The sequence below is a fragment of the Paenibacillus dendrobii genome, assembly GCF_009807035.1.
Classification (GTDB): domain Bacteria; phylum Bacillota; class Bacilli; order Paenibacillales; family Paenibacillaceae; genus Paenibacillus_AQ; species Paenibacillus_AQ dendrobii.
The window spans coordinates 661,996-682,004 of record NZ_WUBI01000003.1 but is presented as its reverse complement, the minus strand read 5'-3'; the positions used below and the strand labels follow the sequence as shown (position 1 = coordinate 682,004).

The following is a 20,009-nucleotide window of genomic DNA, read 5'->3' as shown; positions in this document are numbered from 1 at the left end:
ACCGCTGTGAACGCAACTGAAAGCTACACCTTCACGAACAAAGAAGGTCAAGAGCACATCGTGTACTACACAGCGAACAAACAAACGGTAACGATCAACTACGTGGATCAAGATACGGATCAACCGATCCAAGCTCCAACGACGAAAGACGGTGTGACGGATCAAGAGATTACGCTGACGCCACCGGTGATCGCAGGCTACACGGCAGTGGAAACAGACGGTAAGTACACGTTCACTGCAAAAGCAGATCAACAGTACACCTTCTACTACAAAGCCAACGAACCGGTTAAGGAAATGCGGACCATTACGATTAAGTACCTGGTAAAGGGCACAACTCAAGAACTTCAAGGACCTACGACCCGCGAAGGTGAAGTAGGCCAGGAAATTCTGCTGGAGGCGCCGCACTTTGACGGATATACGTTGCCAGAATACACCGTGAGTTACACAGTATCCGCTGAAGAGAAACAGGAGTACATTTTCAACTACATCCAAGATACTCCTGAAGCCGAGCAGCGTACCGTTCTTATTCATCATGTTGATCAAGAAACGAATATTGATCTTATCGAACCTACAACGCTTAGCGGTGAGGTAGGGAAGAAGCTTGAGTGGGATGCGGAGCCGATTACGGTTAGCGATGCGGTGTATACACCCATCGAATTCCACCAAGAATATCTCATTACCGATGCACCGGATCAGGAGCACACAATCTACTACAAAAAAGGTAATGACGAAAATGTTCAGCAGGTCCTGGTGAAATTCGTTGATAAAGAGACGGGTGAGGAACTGGGGAATGTGACTCGCTCGGGCAGACCGGATGAAACGATCACGATCACGCCGGAACCAATCACGGTGGGTGATGCGGTTTACAATCCAGAGCTGCCAACGTATACCTATACGTTCAATGCAAATCCTGAACAGGAGTATGTCATTCCTTACATCAAGGCTGAGAAGCCGGTTGTGAAGGATCAGGAAGTTACGGTGAAGTATCTGGAACAGGGAACAGGCACGGTGTTGGCCGCTTCGACCACGAAGAAGGGCAAAGCTGGCGATACCGCTACATTAACAGCCGTTTCGGTTTCCGGATATACTCCGGTAAAGTCCACCTATGAGTACACGTTCAAAGATAATGACGGACAGGAATACATTTTCTACTATACGAAAAACAGTCCTGTGACTCCGAGCAATCCGGGTTCATCATCAGGCGGTTCCGGCATAACTCCGCTGCCTCCTGCACCGCCGGTTACACCGTTGCCGCCAGCGCCCCCTAAGCTGGATACCGATAACCATTACAACTATATCAATGGATATCCGGATGGCATGATTAAACCGGAGAACAACATCAGCCGCGAAGAGGTAGCCGCTATCTTCTATCGTTTGATGGATGACGCAACGCGCAGTGATTACATCAAGAATACAAGCACGTATAAGGATGTTGCCCAAACTCGCTGGTCCAGCAAAAACATCGCGACCATGGAAAATGCGGGCATTATCACAGGATATCCGGATGGAACATTCAAGCCGGGTCGTCAAATTACAAGAGCAGAATTTGCCGCAATCGCTTCAAGATTCGATGATCTGGATGAGCAGAAGAATACGTTGTTCTCAGACATCCAAGGCCATTGGGCTGAGAAGTACATCGTATCTGCTGCGAATAAAGGATGGATCAAAGGATATCCGGATGGCAAATTCAGACCGGATCAGTACATTACACGGGCGGAAGCCATGGCTTTCATCAACAGTGTATTGAACCGCAAGGTTACGGCAGCAGGTATTCATGCAGATGCGAAGGTATGGCCGGATAATACGAAGGATAAATGGTATTATGCGGATGTGCTCGAAGCAACCAACTATCATGATTACAGCAGAAATGCAGATGATACGGAAACTTGGGAACAAGTAAAACCTGATCATGTGTATCCTTAACTAAAAGAAGAAGGCTCCTCTAATAGAGGGGCCTTCTTTTTATTATTTATTAAAAAGCTTGTCCATGTAATCGTATGTTAACGGAGTGCTTTCTTTCAGTTCCTTTTGTGTGGTTTCATTGTACAGATACATACTCGCTGCTTCAGCAAAATATTCAACGGGGTAAACCGACATATAACCATCGTTGTTATAGTTCACGCCAGCTTCTTTATTGAAAATATCCTTGAACTCTTGCGTGTCACTCGCATTGTTGAATACGAAACGATCAACAGCATGCATGGTTTCATGGATCTCCAGATTGTACGAATTATGGCCTTTGCCTTTTTTACTATAACCAATACGGACAACAACGTTTTTCTCACTGACACCAGGCACGTCATCCCAAGTTAAACCAGTACCTTCCCAGCCTCTTGGCGTTTGTCCCTTCAGGTACTTCAGTTCCGGTTCATTGGTGATAATGTCGTTGGTCAGGATGATTTTTACGCCTTTATCATTCAAAGCTTTCAGGACTGGAGCAGGTATTCTTTCTAACCGTCCAATCATGGCATTGGCTTCCTTCACGTTATAATTGCCTGTTGGCAGGACAACTAACTGATTGATAGTCGAATCTTGGGCATGAACCTCATTCTTAGGAAATACGCCAATCAATGCAATAATGATAAGTACGGCGAGTATGCGTTTTGTCCATTTCATCTCGAACATCCTCCAAAAGCTAACGTCATATCAAACGTTAGGCTTCAATATCGGTAACTGGCTAGCATGGCGACTTGCATCGCGTTAGCTCCTATAGCTTTGCGCCCCCATCTTTCAATGGGTTTGCCTTTGTCAATACGGAGTTGACATATGTAATTGTGATAAAGCGCGAAAAACCCTTCTTACCGAAATAAGAAGGGTTGAATAACAACGAATAACGTTGCACCTTATGTCGGTAACTGGCTGGCATGGCGAATCATTCGCGTTAGCCCCTGTAGTTTTGCGTCCCCACTTTTCAATGGGTTTGCCTTTATCATTTTTTTAGTGTTTGATCATTAAAATCTATTATCTGTAAATTGAACTGAAGAATAGATAGCCCTCTCTAGTACATGAATCTAGTATGAAGGGATTATCTACCAATATATTAAATCTGCTAGATTTAATAGTCAAGATAAAAGTAGGAAAAGAGTCGCGTTAAATGTTGACGAATGGTCTGGAATCATGGCAGAAACTGGGTCATCGGGCGTGGGCGGATAGGCGTGATGCCCGAGTCTATAGAATCAGTATTTTTAATGGGTAAAAGAATATATTTAGTCCAAAGGGTCTGAATCCAGTTCAATGATCGTAAATCGGATCATCGTTCGATGAACAGGCTTATCCCATGAACCGCCAAGTTTTTGGATGTACTCCGTATTGAGATGAGAGTGGAATTTCATTTTTAACGAAATGGGTGTTCACAGCAGGAATGATATGTACTGTTGATGAAACGTAAGAGCAGAACAAACATGTATGCGATTTCAATCCTATCCATCCCGAAAAGGAGCTGATGAATCAAATGAATGCAAGATCATGGACCGCGCAGTGGATCTGGGGAGGCCACGAGGAGAGTCCGCGTAATGAGTGGCGCTGTTTTCGAAAAGTTTTTGAATTGCCTGCGGAAGGTTTGGAGGAAGCGTGGCTGCACCTGGCTGCGGATTCCCGCTATATTCTCTACGTCAACGGTGAGCGGATCGGCCGAGGGCCGGTGCGTTCCTGGAGGGAGGAACAATTTTATGACTCTTATGAAGTGGGACATCTCCTACGTGCTGGACAGCGGAATGTCATTGCGGTTCATGTCCTGCATTTCGGTTTAACGAACTTCTATTATATACGCGGCAGAGGCGGCCTTTTGGCCGAACTGGAATGCACCTTCACGCCAGATTCAAATGCCGTCCGGAATAATATCCTGCGGATTTGCAGCGACGATACATGGTCAACTTCGAAATTGCTTGCACAGAATCCCCGCTCACCGCGTATGTGCTGTCAGCAGGGCTTCGCCGACGTATATGATGCACGGGCATGGGATGAAAAGTGGATATTGACCTGCTACCGTGAAGACGGGCCGGATTCCACATGGGAGAAGGCCAAGTGCATCGGGCCTGCAGGCGTGGATCCTTGGAAACGGCTTAAGCCAAGAGATATCCCTTTTTTGACGGAGGAGAAGATGTACCCTTCCCGGTTAGTTTCGCTGCGCCGGGTACAGGCTCCATCCTGGACGGCGGCAATTGATCTCAGGGCAGCGATGGTGCCAGACAGCATCTTGCATGCCAATCCGGTAAGTTATGTCGGTTATCTGGCAGGAGAGCTTCTATTGAAGGAATCCGGCACGATCACTTTGGGATTTCCGGGGGGATGGCGGACTGATAGGGTGTGGGTGGATGGTAAGCTGTGTACGGAATGGTTCGGCGATACACCCGAGCGATATTGCACGCTGGACCTGGATGCAGGGGAGCATTTTGTGCTGATTGACGTCACGTCATGGGATCACGGGGGAAGCTTCCACTTGGCCGCAAATAGTGAAGCAGCGCTGGAATGGAGAACACCAGGGGGAACCGGAACCAATATGGAGGAGACTCCGTTTGTGCTGATAGGACCTTTTGATACCATGGTTCATATCGATCATCAGGAGCCACAGCAGATGAGGGTGGACCATCCGGAATATGTGAAGGCTGCCGGGGCCGCCAGTGTAAAAGAGCTTGCGGATCTGAGCGGACGGATACGACCTTTGCCGGGCGCCTTGTACTGTGAGGATGATGTGCTTGGGGCTGGCATTTGGACGGTAGAGGCTGAGTCCCTCAGTATTCCGTCTCAACTTGAGCATGCCATTTTGCCAACGCCGGAGCCAGCTGTGATACCGCGGTTTGAGAATGCTGAATCCGACTATGAGATCGTGATTGATGTAGGCCGGGAAACGACGGGGTTCATCGGATTTGAGGTTGAGGCCAAGGCGGGAACGATCATTGATGTATACGGGATTGAGTATATTCGGGACGAATTCAGACAACACACTTATGGGCTGGACAATACGATCCGGTATATATGCCGCGAGGGAAGGCAGCGTTACCTGTCACCGGTTCGCCGGGGATTCCGCTATATGGTGCTGACGATACGAGGCGCTGAGGCACCTGTGAGGCTCTATGAGGTATATGTGCATCAAAGCACGTACCCGGTGACGAACGCGGGAGCCTTCCAATGCTCTGACATGATGCTGAACGAGATTTGGAATATCAGTCGGCATACGACAAGGCTGTGCATGGAGGATACATTCGTGGATTGTCCTTCGTACGAGCAGGTATTCTGGGTGGGAGACAGCCGGAATGAGGCTCTGGTCAACTATTATGTCTTTGGCGCGCTGGATATCGTGAAAAGGTGCTTGAATCTGGTTCCGGGGTCTAAGGACATGTCTCCGCTTTATATCGATCAGGTGCCGAGCGGCTGGAGCAGCGTGATTCCGAACTGGACGTTTTTCTGGTCTATCGCCTGCTTGGAGTATGTAGAACATGCGAACGATAGGGATTTTGCCATGGAGATTTGGCCGGCGGTACGGTTCACGCTGGAGCATTATCTAAAGAATCTGAATGCGGATGGGCTGCTCGATATGAGGGGATGGAACCTGCTGGATTGGGCCCCGATCGATCAACCGAATGACGGAATCGTGACGCATCAGAATTTGGTGCTTGTGCTTGCGCTGAAGAAGGCGGCCGAGCTTGCCCGGATCGCGGGCGAGGATGCAGAAGCCACAAAGCCATGGATTCAAGCGGCGAAGACGCTATCCTCGGCGATTAACGCCCATCTATGGGAAGAAGGGCAGCAGGCGTATCTGGACTGCATTCACTCGGATGGAAGACGTTCGGATATCTTCAGCATGCAGACGCAGGTTTTGGCATACCTGTCGGGCGTGGCATCCGGTAAGCGCAAAGAGATCGTCGGTTCGTATCTGCTGGACCCTCCGTCGTCCTTCGTTCAAATCGGTAGTCCTTTCATGTCTTTCTTCTATTATGAGGCGCTTGCCGAAGCCGGACGGTATGAGCACATGCTGAACGATATCCGTTTCAATTATGGGCAGATGCTTCGATATGATGCTACAACCTGCTGGGAGATGTACCCGAATTTCACGGAAAACCGGGCTAACAAAGACCAATTAACAAGAAGCCACTGTCATGCCTGGTCGGCGGCACCCGGATATTTTTTGGGTCGGAACATTCTCGGCGTTAAGCGTGCCGATCCCGGCTGGACCCGCATCCTCGTTGAACCGCAGCCATGCGATCTTGTCTGGGCAAGGGGCAGCGTGCCTTTGCCGCAGGGTGGCCGAATGGATGTAAGCTGGAGTGTGGACGGGGACATGATGGATATCGACGTGTTCGTGCCTGGCGGGGTGGAGGTTGAAGTGCGTGTACCGGACGGAATGCAAAAGAGAGTGAAAATAGTAGAAAGTAAGTAAGGCTATCGTTGATTTTTTACAGATACAATGAAAAGCATAGGCATTAAATACCGTCAGTGCGCTGACGGTATTTGTATACCCGAGAGTTTAGGATGGTATTGAATTTCAGCCACATGGGAGGCACCTGCTCTATGTGGTTTTTTATTGCGCAGAATCTTTATCTTTTCTTTAGATTTCCTTTACCAACTTTTATTTTTCGTTTCAATTTACTTAAAGTGCGCTCCCTATAATTCAACGTATCTTGGTGTTGGCCCAAGCATACTTCTGGCCGGCCCGTATGAACTGGGGAGATTATTCGATGCAAAATATACAGAAGAAAACCGTCGCCGTATTGTTCGGGGGCTGCTCAACGGAATATGATATATCGCTGAAGTCGGCGGCTTCGGTCATTGATCATCTGAATGCGTCCAAATATGATTTGGTCCTGATCGGCATCACGAAAGAGGGAGCTTGGTTCAGATACGGCGGCAGTACAGAAGAAATACGCGATGACCGCTGGCGGGCACATTCCAGCTGCATCTCATCCTTCATATCGCCTAGCCGGGATCTGGCCGGGATCGTGGAGCTGGTTGGCACGGAATACCGTGTGACGCCGGTGGATGTGGTGTTTCCGGTGCTTCATGGCAAGAACGGCGAGGATGGTACGGTGCAGGGCCTGCTGGAGCTGGCCGGAATCCCTTTTGTCGGCTGCGATACGTTATCTTCAGCGGTGTGCATGGACAAAGGAATCGCGAGTCAGCTTGTGAAGGCTGCAGGAATTGATGTTGCACAGTCCATTACCGTGTATGCGGAGGATGATTTATACACGGCAGTAAAAGAGGCTGAGCCGCTTGGATTCCCGCTGTTCATCAAGCCGTCCCGCTCTGGATCATCATTCGGCATTACCAAAGCTTATGATAAATTGGAACTGATGAATGGTATCCAGAACGCTTTTTTGCATGATACAAAAGTCATTATCGAACAAAATATTACCGGATTCGAGGTGGGCTGCGCTGTACTCGGCCATGGCGATCCGATGATTGCCGAGGTCGATGAAATCGAGCTGCAAGGCGAGTTTTTCGACTACGACGAGAAATATTCCCTGGTCTCTTCGAAAATCCACCTGCCTGCAAGAATCTCCGAAGAAATGGCGGCTAAGGTGAGAGAAACGTCCAAGCTGATCTACCGCACGCTGGGCTGTACAGGCCTGGCCAGAGTGGACATGTTCATCACCGAGGATGAATGCATTGTGTTTAATGAGGTCAATACCATGCCTGGATTCACGGCTGCAAGCCGGTATCCGAACATGATGCGCGCAAGCCATATTTCATATCCGGAGCTGATGGATCAACTGATCCAGCACGCTCTGGCAAGGGAGGTAAACTCATGATTGGCACATCCGAATGCATGATCCGCATCCATCCGAAGATGATTGGCCGCGGCACTTTGGTTCTGGTGAATTCAGAGCACCCGCTGCAATATGCCGTCCACCCCAAGAACTTAGCGCCGGTTCAAGATATTACGCATGCCAGTACGGAAGAGAGGAATATGCGTCTTGAGCGGACATGCCTGCAGCAGCTGGAGGGTTTGCTCAAGGCATGCGGGGCCAAAGAGCAAGTTGGCATTGTGAGCGGCTACCGTACCCGCATGGAGCAGCAGCGTATTTACGATCAGTCCTATGCGGATAACGGGCCGATCTTTACCGCCAGCTATGTCGCAAGACCGGATGAAAGCGAGCATCAGACGGGGCTTGCTGTGGATGTCGGAGAGCTGACCGCAGGCGTGGATTACCTGTGCCCTTCCTTCCCGGATCATGGCGTATATGCAGCTTTTCGCCGGCAGGCAGCAGCGCATGGGTTCATTCAGCGCTATCGTCACGGGAAAGAGCATTTGACCCATATCGCCTGCGAACCATGGCATTTCCGTTACATCGGCATTCCGCATGCGACGATCATGGAACAGTACGGCATGTGTTTGGAGGAATATACCGAGTACATGCAGCAGTTCACGCAGAACGGTCCGCATTTGTTCAAAAAGCATAAAGATCATCTGATTGAAATGTATTTTGTTGAGATGGGCGCCGAGGAGAAAGAAATCGCGATCGATATGAAGCCGGGGACAAAGATAGAAGTGTCCGGCAATAATGTGAACGGCTGTATCGTGACGATTTATCATGACCAGGGACAGGCAGCCCGATGATAACGCTCATCATCGTACTTCTGTTGGTCTTTCCGGCTTCTCTCGTTTCTGTGCAGGGAACAAAAAGAAAATCAGTCCGTTCACACGGCCTGGAACCGTTGATGGTTCGGCCGTCCGGCCGTCCCTTAGGCGTGCCGAAGCTTTCCGGATATCATTCCCTGCCCATGCTGACGGCCGCACCGGTCCGCTCATTATATAGAAAGATACCCTATGCTCCGCTTGTTCCATCGGGGAAACAAAAGGAAGCCGCGCTAAGCGGGGGTAGGGCCTGGGCGGAAATCAACCTTGATCATTTAAGACATAATGCGGAAGAACTGCAAAGAATTGCGCCTTCTGCGACACGCATCATGGCCGTCGTCAAAGCAAACGCTTATGGCCATGGCAGTAATGAAATCGCAGAAGAACTGAGCCGGGCAGGCATCGGCCATTTTGCGGTCGCGGAAATTGGCGAGGGAATTAGCCTGCGAAAGCATGGGATCCGCGGCGAGATTCTCATTTTGGGATATACCTCACCCGGACTTGCGCCTGAACTTGCCCGCTACCAGCTGACTCAGACGCTTGTAAACAGGGAATACGGCGAGGCGCTAGAGGCATTCGGTATTTCTATTAACATCCATGTTAAGATCGACACCGGCATGAACCGTTTGGGCGAGCCCTATCAAGATATGAAATCCATACGGGATTGCTACCGCTTCCCGCATCTGCGGGTCACAGGCATCTTCAGTCACTTGTCGATGTCTGACAGTCAGGGAGAGACAGCACGGGAGTTTACGCAGGAGCAAATGCGGCGTTTTGACGAGGTCATCCGTAAGCTGAAAGCGGCGGAAATCAATCCTGGACGTACTCATATTCAGAGCAGCTACGGTATTCTGAACTATCCTGGAGCTGGCTATGACCTGGTCCGCCCCGGTATCGCTCTGTATGGGCTGCTGAGCCATGAAGGGGATCAGGTGCAGGCCCAGGCCGACTTGCGGCCGGTCCTCACTCTCAGGGCGAAGGTAACCCAAGTCAAAGAGGTAGAGGCCCATCATCCGGTTGGATACGGCCTAAACTTCGTACCCTCCCATGATATCCGGATCGCCACGGTTTCCATTGGTTATGCCGACGGCATTCCGAGATCGTTGTCCGAACATGGCGGGTACGTTCTTATCCGCGGCCAGCGTGCAAGCATGATCGGCAGCATCTGCATGGATCAACTGACGGTGGATGTTACCTCCATCGATGGCGTCCGGCAAGGGGATACGGTTACCCTTATTGGACAAGACGGAGAAGAGACCCTTACTGCCTGTCAGATTGCAGAGCGCTGCGGTACGGTGAGCAATGAAATACTGAGCCGTTTGGGCAGCCGGGTGGAAAGAACTTTTCAGAATGAATAGTAAATAAAAAAGCGGACTTTTTCAGGTCGTTTCGGATTAACGACTCGTGAAAGGTCCGTTTTGTTGTCTTCATATTAAACGTCGGCAATAACTAAGGTCGTGCCCGTTTTTTTAAACTTGGGAAGAAAGCTTCGATCCACGTTTCCATCCGTCACAATCGTGTCAATCCGATCAAGCGGGGCAATGGAGATCGTAACATCCTTTCCGAATTTGGTGCTGTCGGCGGCGACGAATACCTCCTTGGAGAGCTCGATCATTTTTTTGCGCGTAATGGCTTCCTCCAGGTTGTAGTCCGAGATTCCTCTTTCGATCGTGATGCCGCTGCAGCAGATGAAGGCCTTACGGACATTCAGTTCATGAAAATTGAAAATATAATCAAACGCCACGACCGACTGCTCATCCTGTCTGATTTTCCCGCCGATGATGATCAGCTCGACTTCGCAATGCATGAGTTCGTTAATGACGGGGATAGAATTGGTGATGACCGTAAGTTTCTTTTTTTGCTTAATATATTTGGCAATCTGATAGGTCGTCGATCCGCTGTCAATATAGATACAATCGCCGTCGCTAATATATTCGCTGCATTTGCGGGCGATCCGTTCTTTTTCCTCCAAATGATTGACCATCCGCTCATCCATGGAAGACTCCCCGAACCTGTCAACGAGCTTGACGCCGCCATAGATTTTTTCGATTTTGCCCTGGGTTGTCAGCAAGTTTAAATCCCTGCGAAGGGTATCGATGGAGATATCCAGCTCATCTGTAAGCTCCGTTATTTTGAGTACCTTTTTGACTGTCAATAGATCGAGAATCTTCTTTTGCCGTTCCAGTGGCAGCATCTCTCTCACCCGCTAATATATGACGTTAAGTTGCTCATCTATTGAAAAATAGAAACAATTCCAGTGTACTGTCAACACTCTCGTTATTCAATAGATTTTACATAGATCAGCATGTGCAGATGTCCAATATCCTCCAAAGTTAGTCATAACATATGAAAGAGTTATGCATAATTTACGCAAAATTTACACAGACGTGGATTCGGGATGACATATGATTTTTATACTGAGGATGTGTTTAAGGGAGGTGAGCGGTTTGCTGAAGCTGCATCATATTAGCAAACAATTTGACGATAAAGTGGTTCTCGATGACATCAACCTCGAAATTGGCACGGGCGAGATCGTGTCGCTCCTGGGTCCAAGCGGAAGCGGCAAAACGACCCTGCTCAATCTGATTTTGGGCCTGACCCCGATGGATCACGGCAGCATCATATTCAACGATGTGGACCTGACCCATGTTCCTATGAAAAAGCGTGGCTTTAACATCGTGTTTCAGGACTATGCCTTGTTCCCGAACCTGAATGCGTATGACAACATCGTCTATGGCTTGCGCAATAAAAAGGGCTCGGTAAGCGAGAAAGAGGTTCAGGAATATATCGATTTTCTGGAATTAAAGCCTCATTTGAAAAAGAGGATCGGCGAATTATCCGGCGGGCAAAAGCAGAGAGTGGCACTTGCGCGAACGCTGGTGACGAATCCAAAGATTCTTCTGCTCGACGAGCCGCTCAGCGCGCTGGATGGGGTGATCAAGGAGTCCATCAAGCAGCGGATCCAGTCGATCGCAAGGGAATTCAAGCTGACGACCATCATCGTAACGCATGATCCCGAGGAGGCTTTGACGTTGTCCGACAAAATACTGATTATCAACCAGGGGAAAATTTCGCAGTTCGGCACGCCTCAGGAAATTATCAACCGGCCGGAGAACGAGTTCGTAGAGCAGTTCATTATTAAGCAATTACAGATCAAACGGCAGAATATTTATAACTTGTTCGGTGAGATGTATGCATAAAGTCAAGCCTGAAATGCGGGTGGTTTTCACGCTGCTCCTGCTGCTGTTCGCCGGGTTCCTGTTCCTGCCGCTCATCGTTTTGCTGATTCGTTCCTTTGAGACCGATCAAGGATATGCCCTTGCGAATTACGTATCCGTCTGGAAGGAGCGGGACATGATCGGAGCCATCTGGAACAGCGTGAAGGTATCGGCAGTCACAGCCTTCGTTACGACGGTGCTCGGATTTATCCTGGCTTACTCCATTCATTGCACCAAAATATACCGCCCCATCAAGGGCGTGCTGAAAACGGTCATCATCGTTCCAATGCTGCTCCCGACGATCACGTATGGTTTTGCCATTATGTACTCATTCGGCAATCAAGGATTAATCACGAAAATCATCGGCCATAACTTGTTCGAAATCTACGGCTTTAACGGATTGTTGATCGGCTATGTCATCTATACGTTGCCACCGGCGTTTCTGCTGATCCATAATGCGTTCGGGTATATCGATAAAAAATTCATCATCGTGTCGAGGCTCATGGGCGACAACACGGTTCGGAGCTTCTCCAATACCGTTCTGCGTCCGCTTGCGGGCGCGCTGGGCGGGGCCTTTGTTCTCTCCTTCATCCTAAGCTTCACGGATTTCGGGATTCCTGCCTCGGTGGGCGGCACATATTCGGTGATCGCTGCACAGCTGTATCAGGTGATGCTCGGCTCCATTCCGGACTTCAACCAGGGGGCGGTCATCGCGGTTCTGATGCTGGTTCCCGCGGTGTTCGGCATCTGGCTGCTGCAATACCTGGAAAAGCTTAATTTCCATTATGACAAGGTGACGGAGGTGGAGCTGCCGAGACACCGGGTTCGCGATACCGGCTTTGCAGTGGTCTCTTCCGCCATTGTGCTGGGCATGCTGTCCATCTTCGCGGTTATGTTCATCGCACCTTTTCTGAATAGCTTTCCCTACGATCTCACCTTTACGTTCAAGCATTTCACCGACGTGTTTGAATCCAGCGATCTGACGGGAGTCTATAAAAATTCACTGTGGGTTGCGTTGTTAACCTCGCTATTCGGCACGCTGGTCGCTTACGGCTCCGCGCTGCTGAATGTGCGCACGAAGCTTAGGGCGAGGGGAGCGACCGATATTGTGTCGATGATGACCAATACGGTGCCGGGCATGGTGCTCGGGATATCGTACTTGCTCTTGTTTAATGCAAGCAGCCTGAAGGGTACGTTCACGATCATCGTGCTGTGCAACATCGTGCATCTGTTTACAACGCCGTATCTGATGGCTAAGAACTCTCTCTCCAAGATGAATCCATCGTGGGAGACCACGGGGGAGCTGCTCGGGGACAGCTGGTTCAAAACGATCTATAGGGTGATCCTGCCGAACTCGGCTTCCACCGTGATTGAGATGTTCAGCTACTATTTCATCAATTCCATGGTGACCATCAGCGGGATCATTTTCCTGGTATCGGCCCATACGTCCGTCGTGGCCAGCAAAATCAAAGAACTGCAGCATTTCGCCAAGTTTAACGAGATTTTCGTGCTGTCGCTGCTGATCTTCTTCACTAATTTACTGATAAAAGTGCTGTGCGACTTTCTGCAGAGAAGAAGAGCAGCACGTTGAGTTGATCTCAACACAGTTGTGTCACTTCGTATTCGAATGGTTCTTACGATCGCTGTTGCCCCCGGATTTATTGAATGTTTTTTAGTTGTAGAAATCCGGTGGCAAAGGCGAACGCTACGCTTCTTCAGAATCCATTCGTCTACTACGTTCAGATGTTTGATTTTTAAGAAATGGACTCATTCACTCATCTTGAACACTCATCGGTGAAACCGAAATCAAGCTAAAGAAGTATCTTTGATTGCTCGATCCTAGGAAGAGACCATGAGACAACAGCGATCGGAAGCACGATCCGTACTCGGAGCGGTCTCATTCACGAGAAGCCCAAGCACGATCCGTACTCGGAGCGGCCTTCCCCGCACCCCAACTCCATTTTCACAAACCATTAAATATAAAAAGTGAGGGATTTACGACCATGTCCAAAACGATTAAAGGAATGCTGCTTACATTATTCGCGATCAGCCTGGTCATTGCCATGGCAGGATGCAGCAGCGGCAAAGCTGAGGAAGCCAAGAAAGTTGTCATTTACACGAATGGTGATGAAGAAGCGGTCGCATCCATGGAAACCGCACTGAAAAACGCAGGCTATGACGGCAAATACGTGCTGCAATCGCTGGGAACTTCGGAGCTCGGCGGCAAGCTTATGGCAGAGGGCAGCAAAATCGAAGCGGATCTGATCACGATGAGCTCCTATTTTATCGAAAGCTCGCAAACCCAGTACTCCATGTACAAAGACCTTGCGTTTACAACGAATGCAATGGATCAATACCCGTCTTACTATACGCCGATTTTGGCGAACACCGGCTCTATTTTCGTGAATACCGAAGTACTGAAGCAAAAAGGGCTGCCAATGCCGACATCGATCAAGGACTTGACGAAGCCTGAGTTTAAAGGCATGGTCTCCATTCCGAACATCATGGACTCCTCCACCGGTTGGCTGCTCGTTCAAGCGATCATCAGCCAGTACGGCCAGGATGAAGGCAAAACCGTTCTCCACGATCTGATCGCGAACGTCGGCCCGCATCTGGAAAGCTCCGGCTCCGGTCCGATCAAGAAGGTTGAGGCGGGAGAGGTTGCTGCCGGCTTCGGTCTGCGCCATCAGGCGGTTAAGGCCAAAGCAGCCGGAGCACCAATCGATTATGTCGACCCAACCGAAGGAAACTTCTCGCTGACCGAATCCGTGGCCGTGGTCGACAAGAAAAATGCGACGACAGACCTGGCGATGAAGATGGCCGAGACGATTATTAAGGATGCAAGAAAAGATCTGATTACCAACTATCCGGTGGCTTTGTATCAAGGCGAGACCGTGGAAGATGTCAACAAGCCAGCCAAATCGATGAAATTTACGAAACCGTTGACCGTTGAACTGCTCAAAGAACACCAGGATTTCTTCAATAGCGCAAAATAATTCAACAGGGAGCGAAGCGAAATGAACCAATATAAGCTGTTAACACCAGGACCGCTGACCACGACGAGCACCGTAAAGGAAGTTATGCTGTTTGACCGCTGCACATGGGATGATGATTATAAATCCATTACGCAAAAAATCAGAACGCAGCTGCTGAACTTTGCAGGAGCTGATCCGCAGGAGTATACAACTGTGCTGATGCAAGGCAGCGGTACGTTCGCTGTGGAATCGGTGATGACCTCGACCATTTCTGATGATGATAAGGTACTGATTATCACCAACGGCGCTTACGGCGAGCGGATTGTCCAGATGGCGGAATATATCGGATTGAATTTTACGGAATATCGCGTAAGCTATGATGAACAACCTGAGGAAGCGGAACTTAGAGCCCTGCTTGCGACAGACCAGGAGCTGACGCATATCGCAATGGTTCATTGTGAGACGACGACGGGTATTTTGAATCCGATCGATATGGTTGCTGGCTTGTCCCAAGAATACGGGAAAACATTAATCATTGATGCCATGAGCAGCTTCGGCGGCATTGAAATCGATGTGGCAGGGCTTGGAATCGACTATCTGATCAGCAGTGCGAACAAATGCATTCAAGGCGTTCCCGGCTTCGGATTTGTCATTGCCAAACTGGAGAAGCTTAAGGCTTGTCAAGGCATCGCGCGCAGCTTGTCCCTCGATTTATACGATCAGTGGAAGGGAATGGACAAGGACGGCAAATGGCGCTTTACATCCCCAACCCATGTCGTTGCCGCATTCTCCAAGGCCATTGATGAACTGGTCGAAGAGGGCGGGGTACCTGCAAGATATGCACGCTACCGGGAAAATAACCGTCTACTCCGTCAAAAACTTGCGGAAATTGGCATTCATGCCTATATTTCAGATGAAAAGCAGTCTCCCATCATTACAACGTTCCTGTTTCCAAGCGAAAGCTTTAGTTTTGGAGACTTCTACGCTTACGTGAAGGAAAGAGGGTACGTGATCTATCCAGGTAAATTGACTGACGTGGATACCTTCCGCATTGGCAATATCGGGGAAATTTACTTGGAAGATATCGAAAGATTATGTGCTATCATCGGAGAATACATGGGAGGAGTGGGACAATGAACAAAATCGAGGGCATTATCCTGGACTGGGCTGGAACGGCGGTAGATTTTGGATGCTTCGCACCGGTAAACGTATTTGTGGATATTTTCAACCATGCCGGTATCGAGGTCACGATGGAGGAAGCCAGAGGCCCGATGGGCATGCTGAAGATCGATCATATCCGCGCTATGCTGTCCATGCCAAGAGTCTCGGCACTTTGGGAAGACAAGTACGGAAGATCCTTTAACGAAGAGGATGTGAAGCATCTGTACGCTGAATTTGAGCCTGCATTGATGGCTTCTCTGTCCGAATACACTGATCCGATTGATGGTGTCATCGAGACGGTACAGGAGCTTCGCGCCCAAGGACTGAAAATCGGCTCCACAACGGGCTATACCAGCTCCATGATGGAGGTCGTCGTGTCCAATGCCCGGCAAAAGGGCTACAGTCCGGATCATGTCGTAACACCGGATGACACCGACTCTTACGGAAGACCATATCCTTATATGATCTACCGGAATATGGAGCAGCTGAAGCTGTCCGCCTCTTGGAAGGTCATCAAGATTGGCGATACGACTTCTGATATCAAGGAAGGTGTACAAGCCGGCGTGTGGTCGGTTGGGGTTGCTGTCGGCAGCTCCGAGATGGGACTGACGGAAGCCGAGTACCAAGAACTCTCTGAATCCGAAAAAGAAGCAATCATCTCCAGAACAAAACAAACGTTTATGCAGCATGGAGCGGATTTTACAATGAATACGATACGTGAGCTCCCGCAGTTGATCGAGAGCATCAACGGGCTGCTGGCGGAAGGAAAGAGACCAGGCTCCGTCAAATAATTGAACATATAAAAAACCACAACCATGCCGGTTGTGGTTTTTTTGCATCTGTGAAGCTGTTATTTGCGATTGGAATCCGTATAGAGCCCCAAGTGTTCTCCAAGGTCGGTTTTACTATTGGGTTTCAGATCTACATTCGAATACAGGGTTTCCATCGCTTTCGTCAAATCATCCTTGTTCCAGTAGACATACGGGCTTTTCCAATCTCCCTCTACCGTCAGCAGATTGGTGCTATCGGGCTTCATTTTTTTGAAATTCAGCAGCCACCGCGTCAAGCTTTTTTCAGGGATGTCCGTATTGACATTGTCGCCAATAATGTCCAGGATGCTGCCCCATTGACTGATGCCATTCAGGGAAGTCAGCTTGTCCAGCATTTGGCTCAGCACCTGCTGCTGGCGCTTGTTGCGGTCAAAGTCCGATGAAGGCGAGGAGCCGTCGTTGGATTTGCGATATCTCACGAAATCCAGCGTTTCCTTCCCGCTCAGATGCTGCGGTCCTTTGGTCAAATTAATATTGGTACCGTCTGCGGTATCGATATAGTGCATATCCATGTCGACATCGACATCAACGCCGCCTACGGCATCGATCGCTTGTCGGAATCCGTCAAAATTAATAAGTACCATGTAATCGATTGGGAGGTGGAACAAGTCTCCTATAAGCTGCTTGGTTTCGTTCATGGCGGTTGATTTATCTTTAATATAGTTATGAGCATAGAAATAGTTCGCTTTGTGGCTGGATTGGCCGGCCGGCGTGATTTTTAAGTCGCGCGGGATCGACAGCAGGCTGGCGGACTTGGTTTTTGGGTTCAACGTCACCAGCATCATAACGTCGGTATTCATCGTTCCTCCGCTGCCCTCACGGTTGTCGACTCCGGCAAGCAGGAACGTCATGGGCTTCATATCATCTTCGGTCACGTTTTCAGTGACTTGCACCGCATTTTTCGTTTCCTCATGCTGGGGTGACTGATACTCGGCAGCGGAAATTTTATGTACGGCTGACATCGCTTTATGATGTAAAAATCCCGCATAGGATCCGGCGATCAGAATCAAAAGTCCGATAACGCTGACAAAGCTCCATATGACGGTACGGTAAACATTCTTTTTTTTCTTGGGACGGGCCATAGAATCCTCCAATTACTGTGATAAATCAGCTCCGGAAAGTTACCAGGCTGCCGGCATGAAGCTGGAGTCGTACGAATGATGCACACGACTCAGTCATCGATTTCCGAAGAGGGTCTTCTTATTCCCTCCTTTCCGTTGGTTCCACATTATCTATGTATACTATAAAAACCTATCATGGATCAAATGCTGGTGGCAAGCAGAGCCGCCGTAGCATCAGTCGGGGCAGTCCGACATGCGGCAACCGCACAGGCGGACATACGGGCAATTGTACAGGAAACAGGGGCAAATATTAGCAGAGGAATACGTAGAAGTCGCGAAGTCGCAGGGGATGAGGTGCCAACGAATAAGGAGCAGGAGTACAGCCCGTCCGTTCCATAAAAAAACCATGTGCACGAACCGGGCTTGAGGAAAAAAGGATGAATGGAAGATTCTACGAATTCAACACTGGAACACGGCAGGGCATGAATCAGCAGTCACCTCGGGCTGTTCACGTCTGATTTGGACACGGATGCCCGATAACGGTCCAATGCCTGCTGCTGGATATCGATAGCCCGCTGGATGTCCAGCAACCGAATTTTTTTCACGTATTCGTCAAAGGCCGATACCGGTTCCATGCCCATGATGATCTTCAGCGACATTTCGGTGACGACCTGGTTGACTTCCTGCTTGATGACAGACAGTTCCGTGCTTTCCTTCTCCGTGGTCGGAAGCGCAGGCAGCGTATGAAGCACTGCATCCGTATCGGACCACACCCGAACCGCTTCCTTCTGTTCGGGCAGGGAATAGTACTGTTCCATATAACGGACATCTTGGACGAAGGGTCCGAAATAGCTCGCTCTGGTGTACATCGCCAGCGCCTGCGACGGAGCCAGCTTATCCGGGTTATGCAGAATGGCGTCCGTATATGCCGGATATCCGTCTTTCATCACGTAGCTGACCCCTTCGATCCCGAAGTTGAAGAGCAAATGTCCTTCCGTTCCGTAGCCGTAATCCAACATTTTTACAGCTTCTTCTACGTGCTTGCTCTTCGCCGAAATGGCCACGCCGCTGGACCCGATAGCCGGGGCAAGCTGGCCGAACTTGGGACGTTCCCCTTGGTGAAGCACCGGATACGGCGCGGGAACCAACTCCACGGACGGATCCTTCGACTTCATGACGGGCAGCCAGGTACCGATGCCGGCGCCTGCATTCCAAATGCCTGTTCCGCTTCGGCTCAGGATCATGCTTGTATCTTGCGTCTCGGAGTCTACCGTGGCAAAGTTCCGATCGATCAATCCTTCTTCATACCATTTCCGGAACAGCGTTAGAAAATCTTTATATCCGGGCTCAACCGGGCCGAACTTGACTTTTCCATCCTCCTGGTAAAAGTCTTTCTTGATCCCGAATGCGCCGATAAAACCGCCGCCCTCAATGCCGAATAGCGGGTTCGGCACGCCAAGGAAGGTCAGGGGAGCTTGCGCTCCTTTTTTATCTTTGAAGGCTTGGAGAACCGTATGCCAATCGTCGATCGTTACAGGCACGTCCAACCCCAGCTCATCCAGCCAGTCCTTGCGGATAATCGGTCCCTGGTAAGTCCGCAGCTTGTCGTCTCCCTGGATAAACGGAAAAGCGTAATAGCTTCCTCCGGCCGTACGGATTTGCATGTCGATATCGGGATGGTCCTGAAGGTACCGCTTCAAATTCGGGGCATACCGGTCGATGGCTTCGTTCAAGCGCAGAATATAGCCGTCGTTGATCGCCTTCTCGGGTCCTCCCGGATAATTGATCCATTCATACTCCATCATGTCCGGCAATTCACCGGATGCCAGCAGCACGTTAATCGCTTCCTTAGCCTGGTTGGCCGGCGGTTGAATGAACGTCAGCTGGACACCGGTTCTTCGCTGCCATTCCTGAAAGAACGGCACCTGGTTGAAGGTGGTCTTGATTCCAGCGGCGTTGCCGTTCAGTTCCGCCCAATAGGTGAGCTTGCCTTCCGAATGGAATGAACCTTTGCTGTCGCTCGGCATAGACGTTGATTCGGCGGACTGCTCCGTACTTGGTTCCTGCGCTGTGCGTTCGGCACGGTCGCAAGCCGACAGCACGAGCATCAGCAGCGCGATGCACGCCATCCATTCCCAAACCGCTGATCTTCTGCTTCCTTTCCGCTTCATAGGTACCTCCCGAAGAAAACC

Annotated in this window: 15 protein-coding genes and 2 riboswitches; of the genes, 11 read left to right on the top strand and 4 right to left on the bottom strand. The window is 49.8% G+C overall.

Annotation, left to right across the window (positions count from 1 at the left end; genetic code table 11):
* A partial coding sequence (locus GRF59_RS21075; protein ID WP_202128781.1) for an S-layer homology domain-containing protein occupies positions 1-1,923 on the top strand: 1,923 nt, incomplete at its 5' end.
* 42 nt (positions 1,924-1,965) lie between these two features.
* On the opposite strand, the gene GRF59_RS21070 is transcribed toward GRF59_RS21075, so the two are convergent.
* Positions 1,966-2,616 carry an anthrax toxin lethal factor-related metalloendopeptidase gene (locus GRF59_RS21070; protein WP_160499665.1) on the bottom strand — a complete coding sequence of 217 codons (651 nt, stop codon included), beginning with the start codon at positions 2,614-2,616 and terminating at the stop codon, positions 1,966-1,968.
* A 49-nt stretch (positions 2,617-2,665) separates the two neighbouring features.
* A riboswitch (cyclic di-GMP riboswitch) is annotated at positions 2,666-2,754 on the bottom strand.
* A gap of 93 nt (positions 2,755-2,847) precedes the next feature.
* Positions 2,848-2,935, bottom strand: a riboswitch (cyclic di-GMP riboswitch).
* A gap of 516 nt (positions 2,936-3,451) precedes the next feature.
* Here GRF59_RS21070 and GRF59_RS21065 point away from each other — a divergent pair.
* The 4 genes from GRF59_RS21065 (at position 3,452) to vanT (ending at position 9,930) form a co-directional block, all read left to right on the top strand.
* Entirely contained in the window at positions 3,452-6,376 is a 2,925-nt protein-coding gene (locus GRF59_RS21065; protein WP_160499664.1) for a family 78 glycoside hydrolase catalytic domain, read from the top strand.
* Positions 6,377-6,683: 307 nt separating this feature from the next.
* Positions 6,684-7,745: a D-alanine--D-serine ligase VanG gene (gene vanG, locus GRF59_RS21060; RefSeq protein WP_160499761.1), complete on the top strand. Its 1,062-nt coding sequence runs from the start codon at positions 6,684-6,686 to the stop codon at positions 7,743-7,745.
* Positions 7,742-8,554: a D-alanyl-D-alanine carboxypeptidase family protein gene (locus GRF59_RS21055; RefSeq protein WP_160499663.1), complete on the top strand. Its 813-nt coding sequence runs from the start codon at positions 7,742-7,744 to the stop codon at positions 8,552-8,554. The genes vanG and GRF59_RS21055 overlap by 4 nt, the downstream gene beginning before the upstream one ends.
* Positions 8,551-9,930, top strand: coding sequence for a serine racemase VanT catalytic subunit (gene vanT, locus GRF59_RS21050; protein WP_237391947.1), 1,380 nt, complete (start codon positions 8,551-8,553; stop codon positions 9,928-9,930). Before GRF59_RS21055 ends, vanT begins: the two co-directional genes overlap by 4 nt.
* 74 nt (positions 9,931-10,004) lie before the next feature.
* On the opposite strand, the gene GRF59_RS21045 is transcribed toward vanT, so the two are convergent.
* Positions 10,005-10,766 (bottom strand): DeoR/GlpR family DNA-binding transcription regulator, encoded by a 762-nt coding sequence (locus GRF59_RS21045; RefSeq protein WP_160499662.1) that lies wholly within the window; start codon positions 10,764-10,766, stop codon positions 10,005-10,007.
* Between the two features lie 253 nt (positions 10,767-11,019).
* On the opposite strand from GRF59_RS21045, the gene GRF59_RS21040 reads away from it, so the two are divergent.
* The 5 genes from GRF59_RS21040 (at position 11,020) to phnX (ending at position 16,717) form a co-directional block, all read left to right on the top strand.
* Positions 11,020-11,772: an ABC transporter ATP-binding protein gene (locus GRF59_RS21040; protein ID WP_160499661.1), complete on the top strand. Its 753-nt coding sequence runs from the start codon at positions 11,020-11,022 to the stop codon at positions 11,770-11,772.
* Positions 11,765-13,381, top strand: coding sequence for an ABC transporter permease subunit (locus GRF59_RS21035; RefSeq protein WP_160499660.1), 1,617 nt, complete (start codon positions 11,765-11,767; stop codon positions 13,379-13,381). Before GRF59_RS21040 ends, GRF59_RS21035 begins: the two co-directional genes overlap by 8 nt.
* A gap of 412 nt (positions 13,382-13,793) precedes the next feature.
* Entirely contained in the window at positions 13,794-14,786 is a 993-nt protein-coding gene (locus tag GRF59_RS21030) for an extracellular solute-binding protein (protein ID WP_160499659.1), read from the top strand.
* A gap of 21 nt (positions 14,787-14,807) precedes the next feature.
* The gene (gene phnW, locus GRF59_RS21025) at positions 14,808-15,902 is read left to right on the top strand and encodes a 2-aminoethylphosphonate--pyruvate transaminase (protein ID WP_160499658.1); all 1,095 of its coding nucleotides are present in this window, start codon (positions 14,808-14,810) and stop codon (positions 15,900-15,902) included.
* Positions 15,899-16,717, top strand: a complete 819-nt coding sequence (gene phnX, locus GRF59_RS21020) for a phosphonoacetaldehyde hydrolase (protein ID WP_160499657.1) — start codon at positions 15,899-15,901, stop codon at positions 16,715-16,717. Before phnW ends, phnX begins: the two co-directional genes overlap by 4 nt.
* 59 nt (positions 16,718-16,776) lie before the next feature.
* Here the strand turns inward: phnX and GRF59_RS21015 are convergent, their stop codons facing one another.
* On the bottom strand, positions 16,777-17,838 hold the full coding sequence (locus GRF59_RS21015; protein WP_160499656.1) for an LCP family protein: 1,062 nt from the start codon (positions 17,836-17,838) through the stop codon (positions 16,777-16,779).
* Positions 17,839-18,012: 174 nt separating this feature from the next.
* On the opposite strand from GRF59_RS21015, the gene GRF59_RS21010 reads away from it, so the two are divergent.
* Positions 18,013-18,216: a hypothetical protein gene (locus tag GRF59_RS21010; RefSeq protein ID WP_160499655.1), complete on the top strand. Its 204-nt coding sequence runs from the start codon at positions 18,013-18,015 to the stop codon at positions 18,214-18,216.
* A gap of 95 nt (positions 18,217-18,311) precedes the next feature.
* Here the strand turns inward: GRF59_RS21010 and GRF59_RS21005 are convergent, their stop codons facing one another.
* Positions 18,312-19,988 (bottom strand): extracellular solute-binding protein, encoded by a 1,677-nt coding sequence (locus GRF59_RS21005; RefSeq protein WP_237391946.1) that lies wholly within the window; start codon positions 19,986-19,988, stop codon positions 18,312-18,314.
* Between the last annotated feature and the right edge of the window lie 21 nt (positions 19,989-20,009).

Bases quoted from the DNA above. Each gene is read 5' to 3' on its own strand.
- GRF59_RS21070 (WP_160499665.1), bottom strand. From the start codon at position 2,616: ATGAAATGGACAAAACGCATACTCGCCGTACTTATCATTATTGCATTG.
- GRF59_RS21065 (WP_160499664.1), top strand. From the start codon at position 3,452: ATGAATGCAAGATCATGGACCGCGCAGTGGATCTGGGGAGGCCACGAG.
- GRF59_RS21055 (WP_160499663.1), top strand. From the start codon at position 7,742: ATGATTGGCACATCCGAATGCATGATCCGCATCCATCCGAAGATGATT.
- vanT (WP_237391947.1), top strand. From the start codon at position 8,551: ATGATAACGCTCATCATCGTACTTCTGTTGGTCTTTCCGGCTTCTCTC.
- GRF59_RS21045 (WP_160499662.1), bottom strand. From the start codon at position 10,766: ATGCTGCCACTGGAACGGCAAAAGAAGATTCTCGATCTATTGACAGTC.
- GRF59_RS21035 (WP_160499660.1), top strand. From the start codon at position 11,765: ATGCATAAAGTCAAGCCTGAAATGCGGGTGGTTTTCACGCTGCTCCTG.
- GRF59_RS21030 (WP_160499659.1), top strand. From the start codon at position 13,794: ATGTCCAAAACGATTAAAGGAATGCTGCTTACATTATTCGCGATCAGC.
- phnW (WP_160499658.1), top strand. From the start codon at position 14,808: ATGAACCAATATAAGCTGTTAACACCAGGACCGCTGACCACGACGAGC.
- phnX (WP_160499657.1), top strand. From the start codon at position 15,899: ATGAACAAAATCGAGGGCATTATCCTGGACTGGGCTGGAACGGCGGTA.
- GRF59_RS21015 (WP_160499656.1), bottom strand. From the start codon at position 17,838: ATGGCCCGTCCCAAGAAAAAAAAGAATGTTTACCGTACCGTCATATGG.
- GRF59_RS21010 (WP_160499655.1), top strand. From the start codon at position 18,013: ATGGATCAAATGCTGGTGGCAAGCAGAGCCGCCGTAGCATCAGTCGGG.
- GRF59_RS21005 (WP_237391946.1), bottom strand. From the start codon at position 19,988: ATGAAGCGGAAAGGAAGCAGAAGATCAGCGGTTTGGGAATGGATGGCG.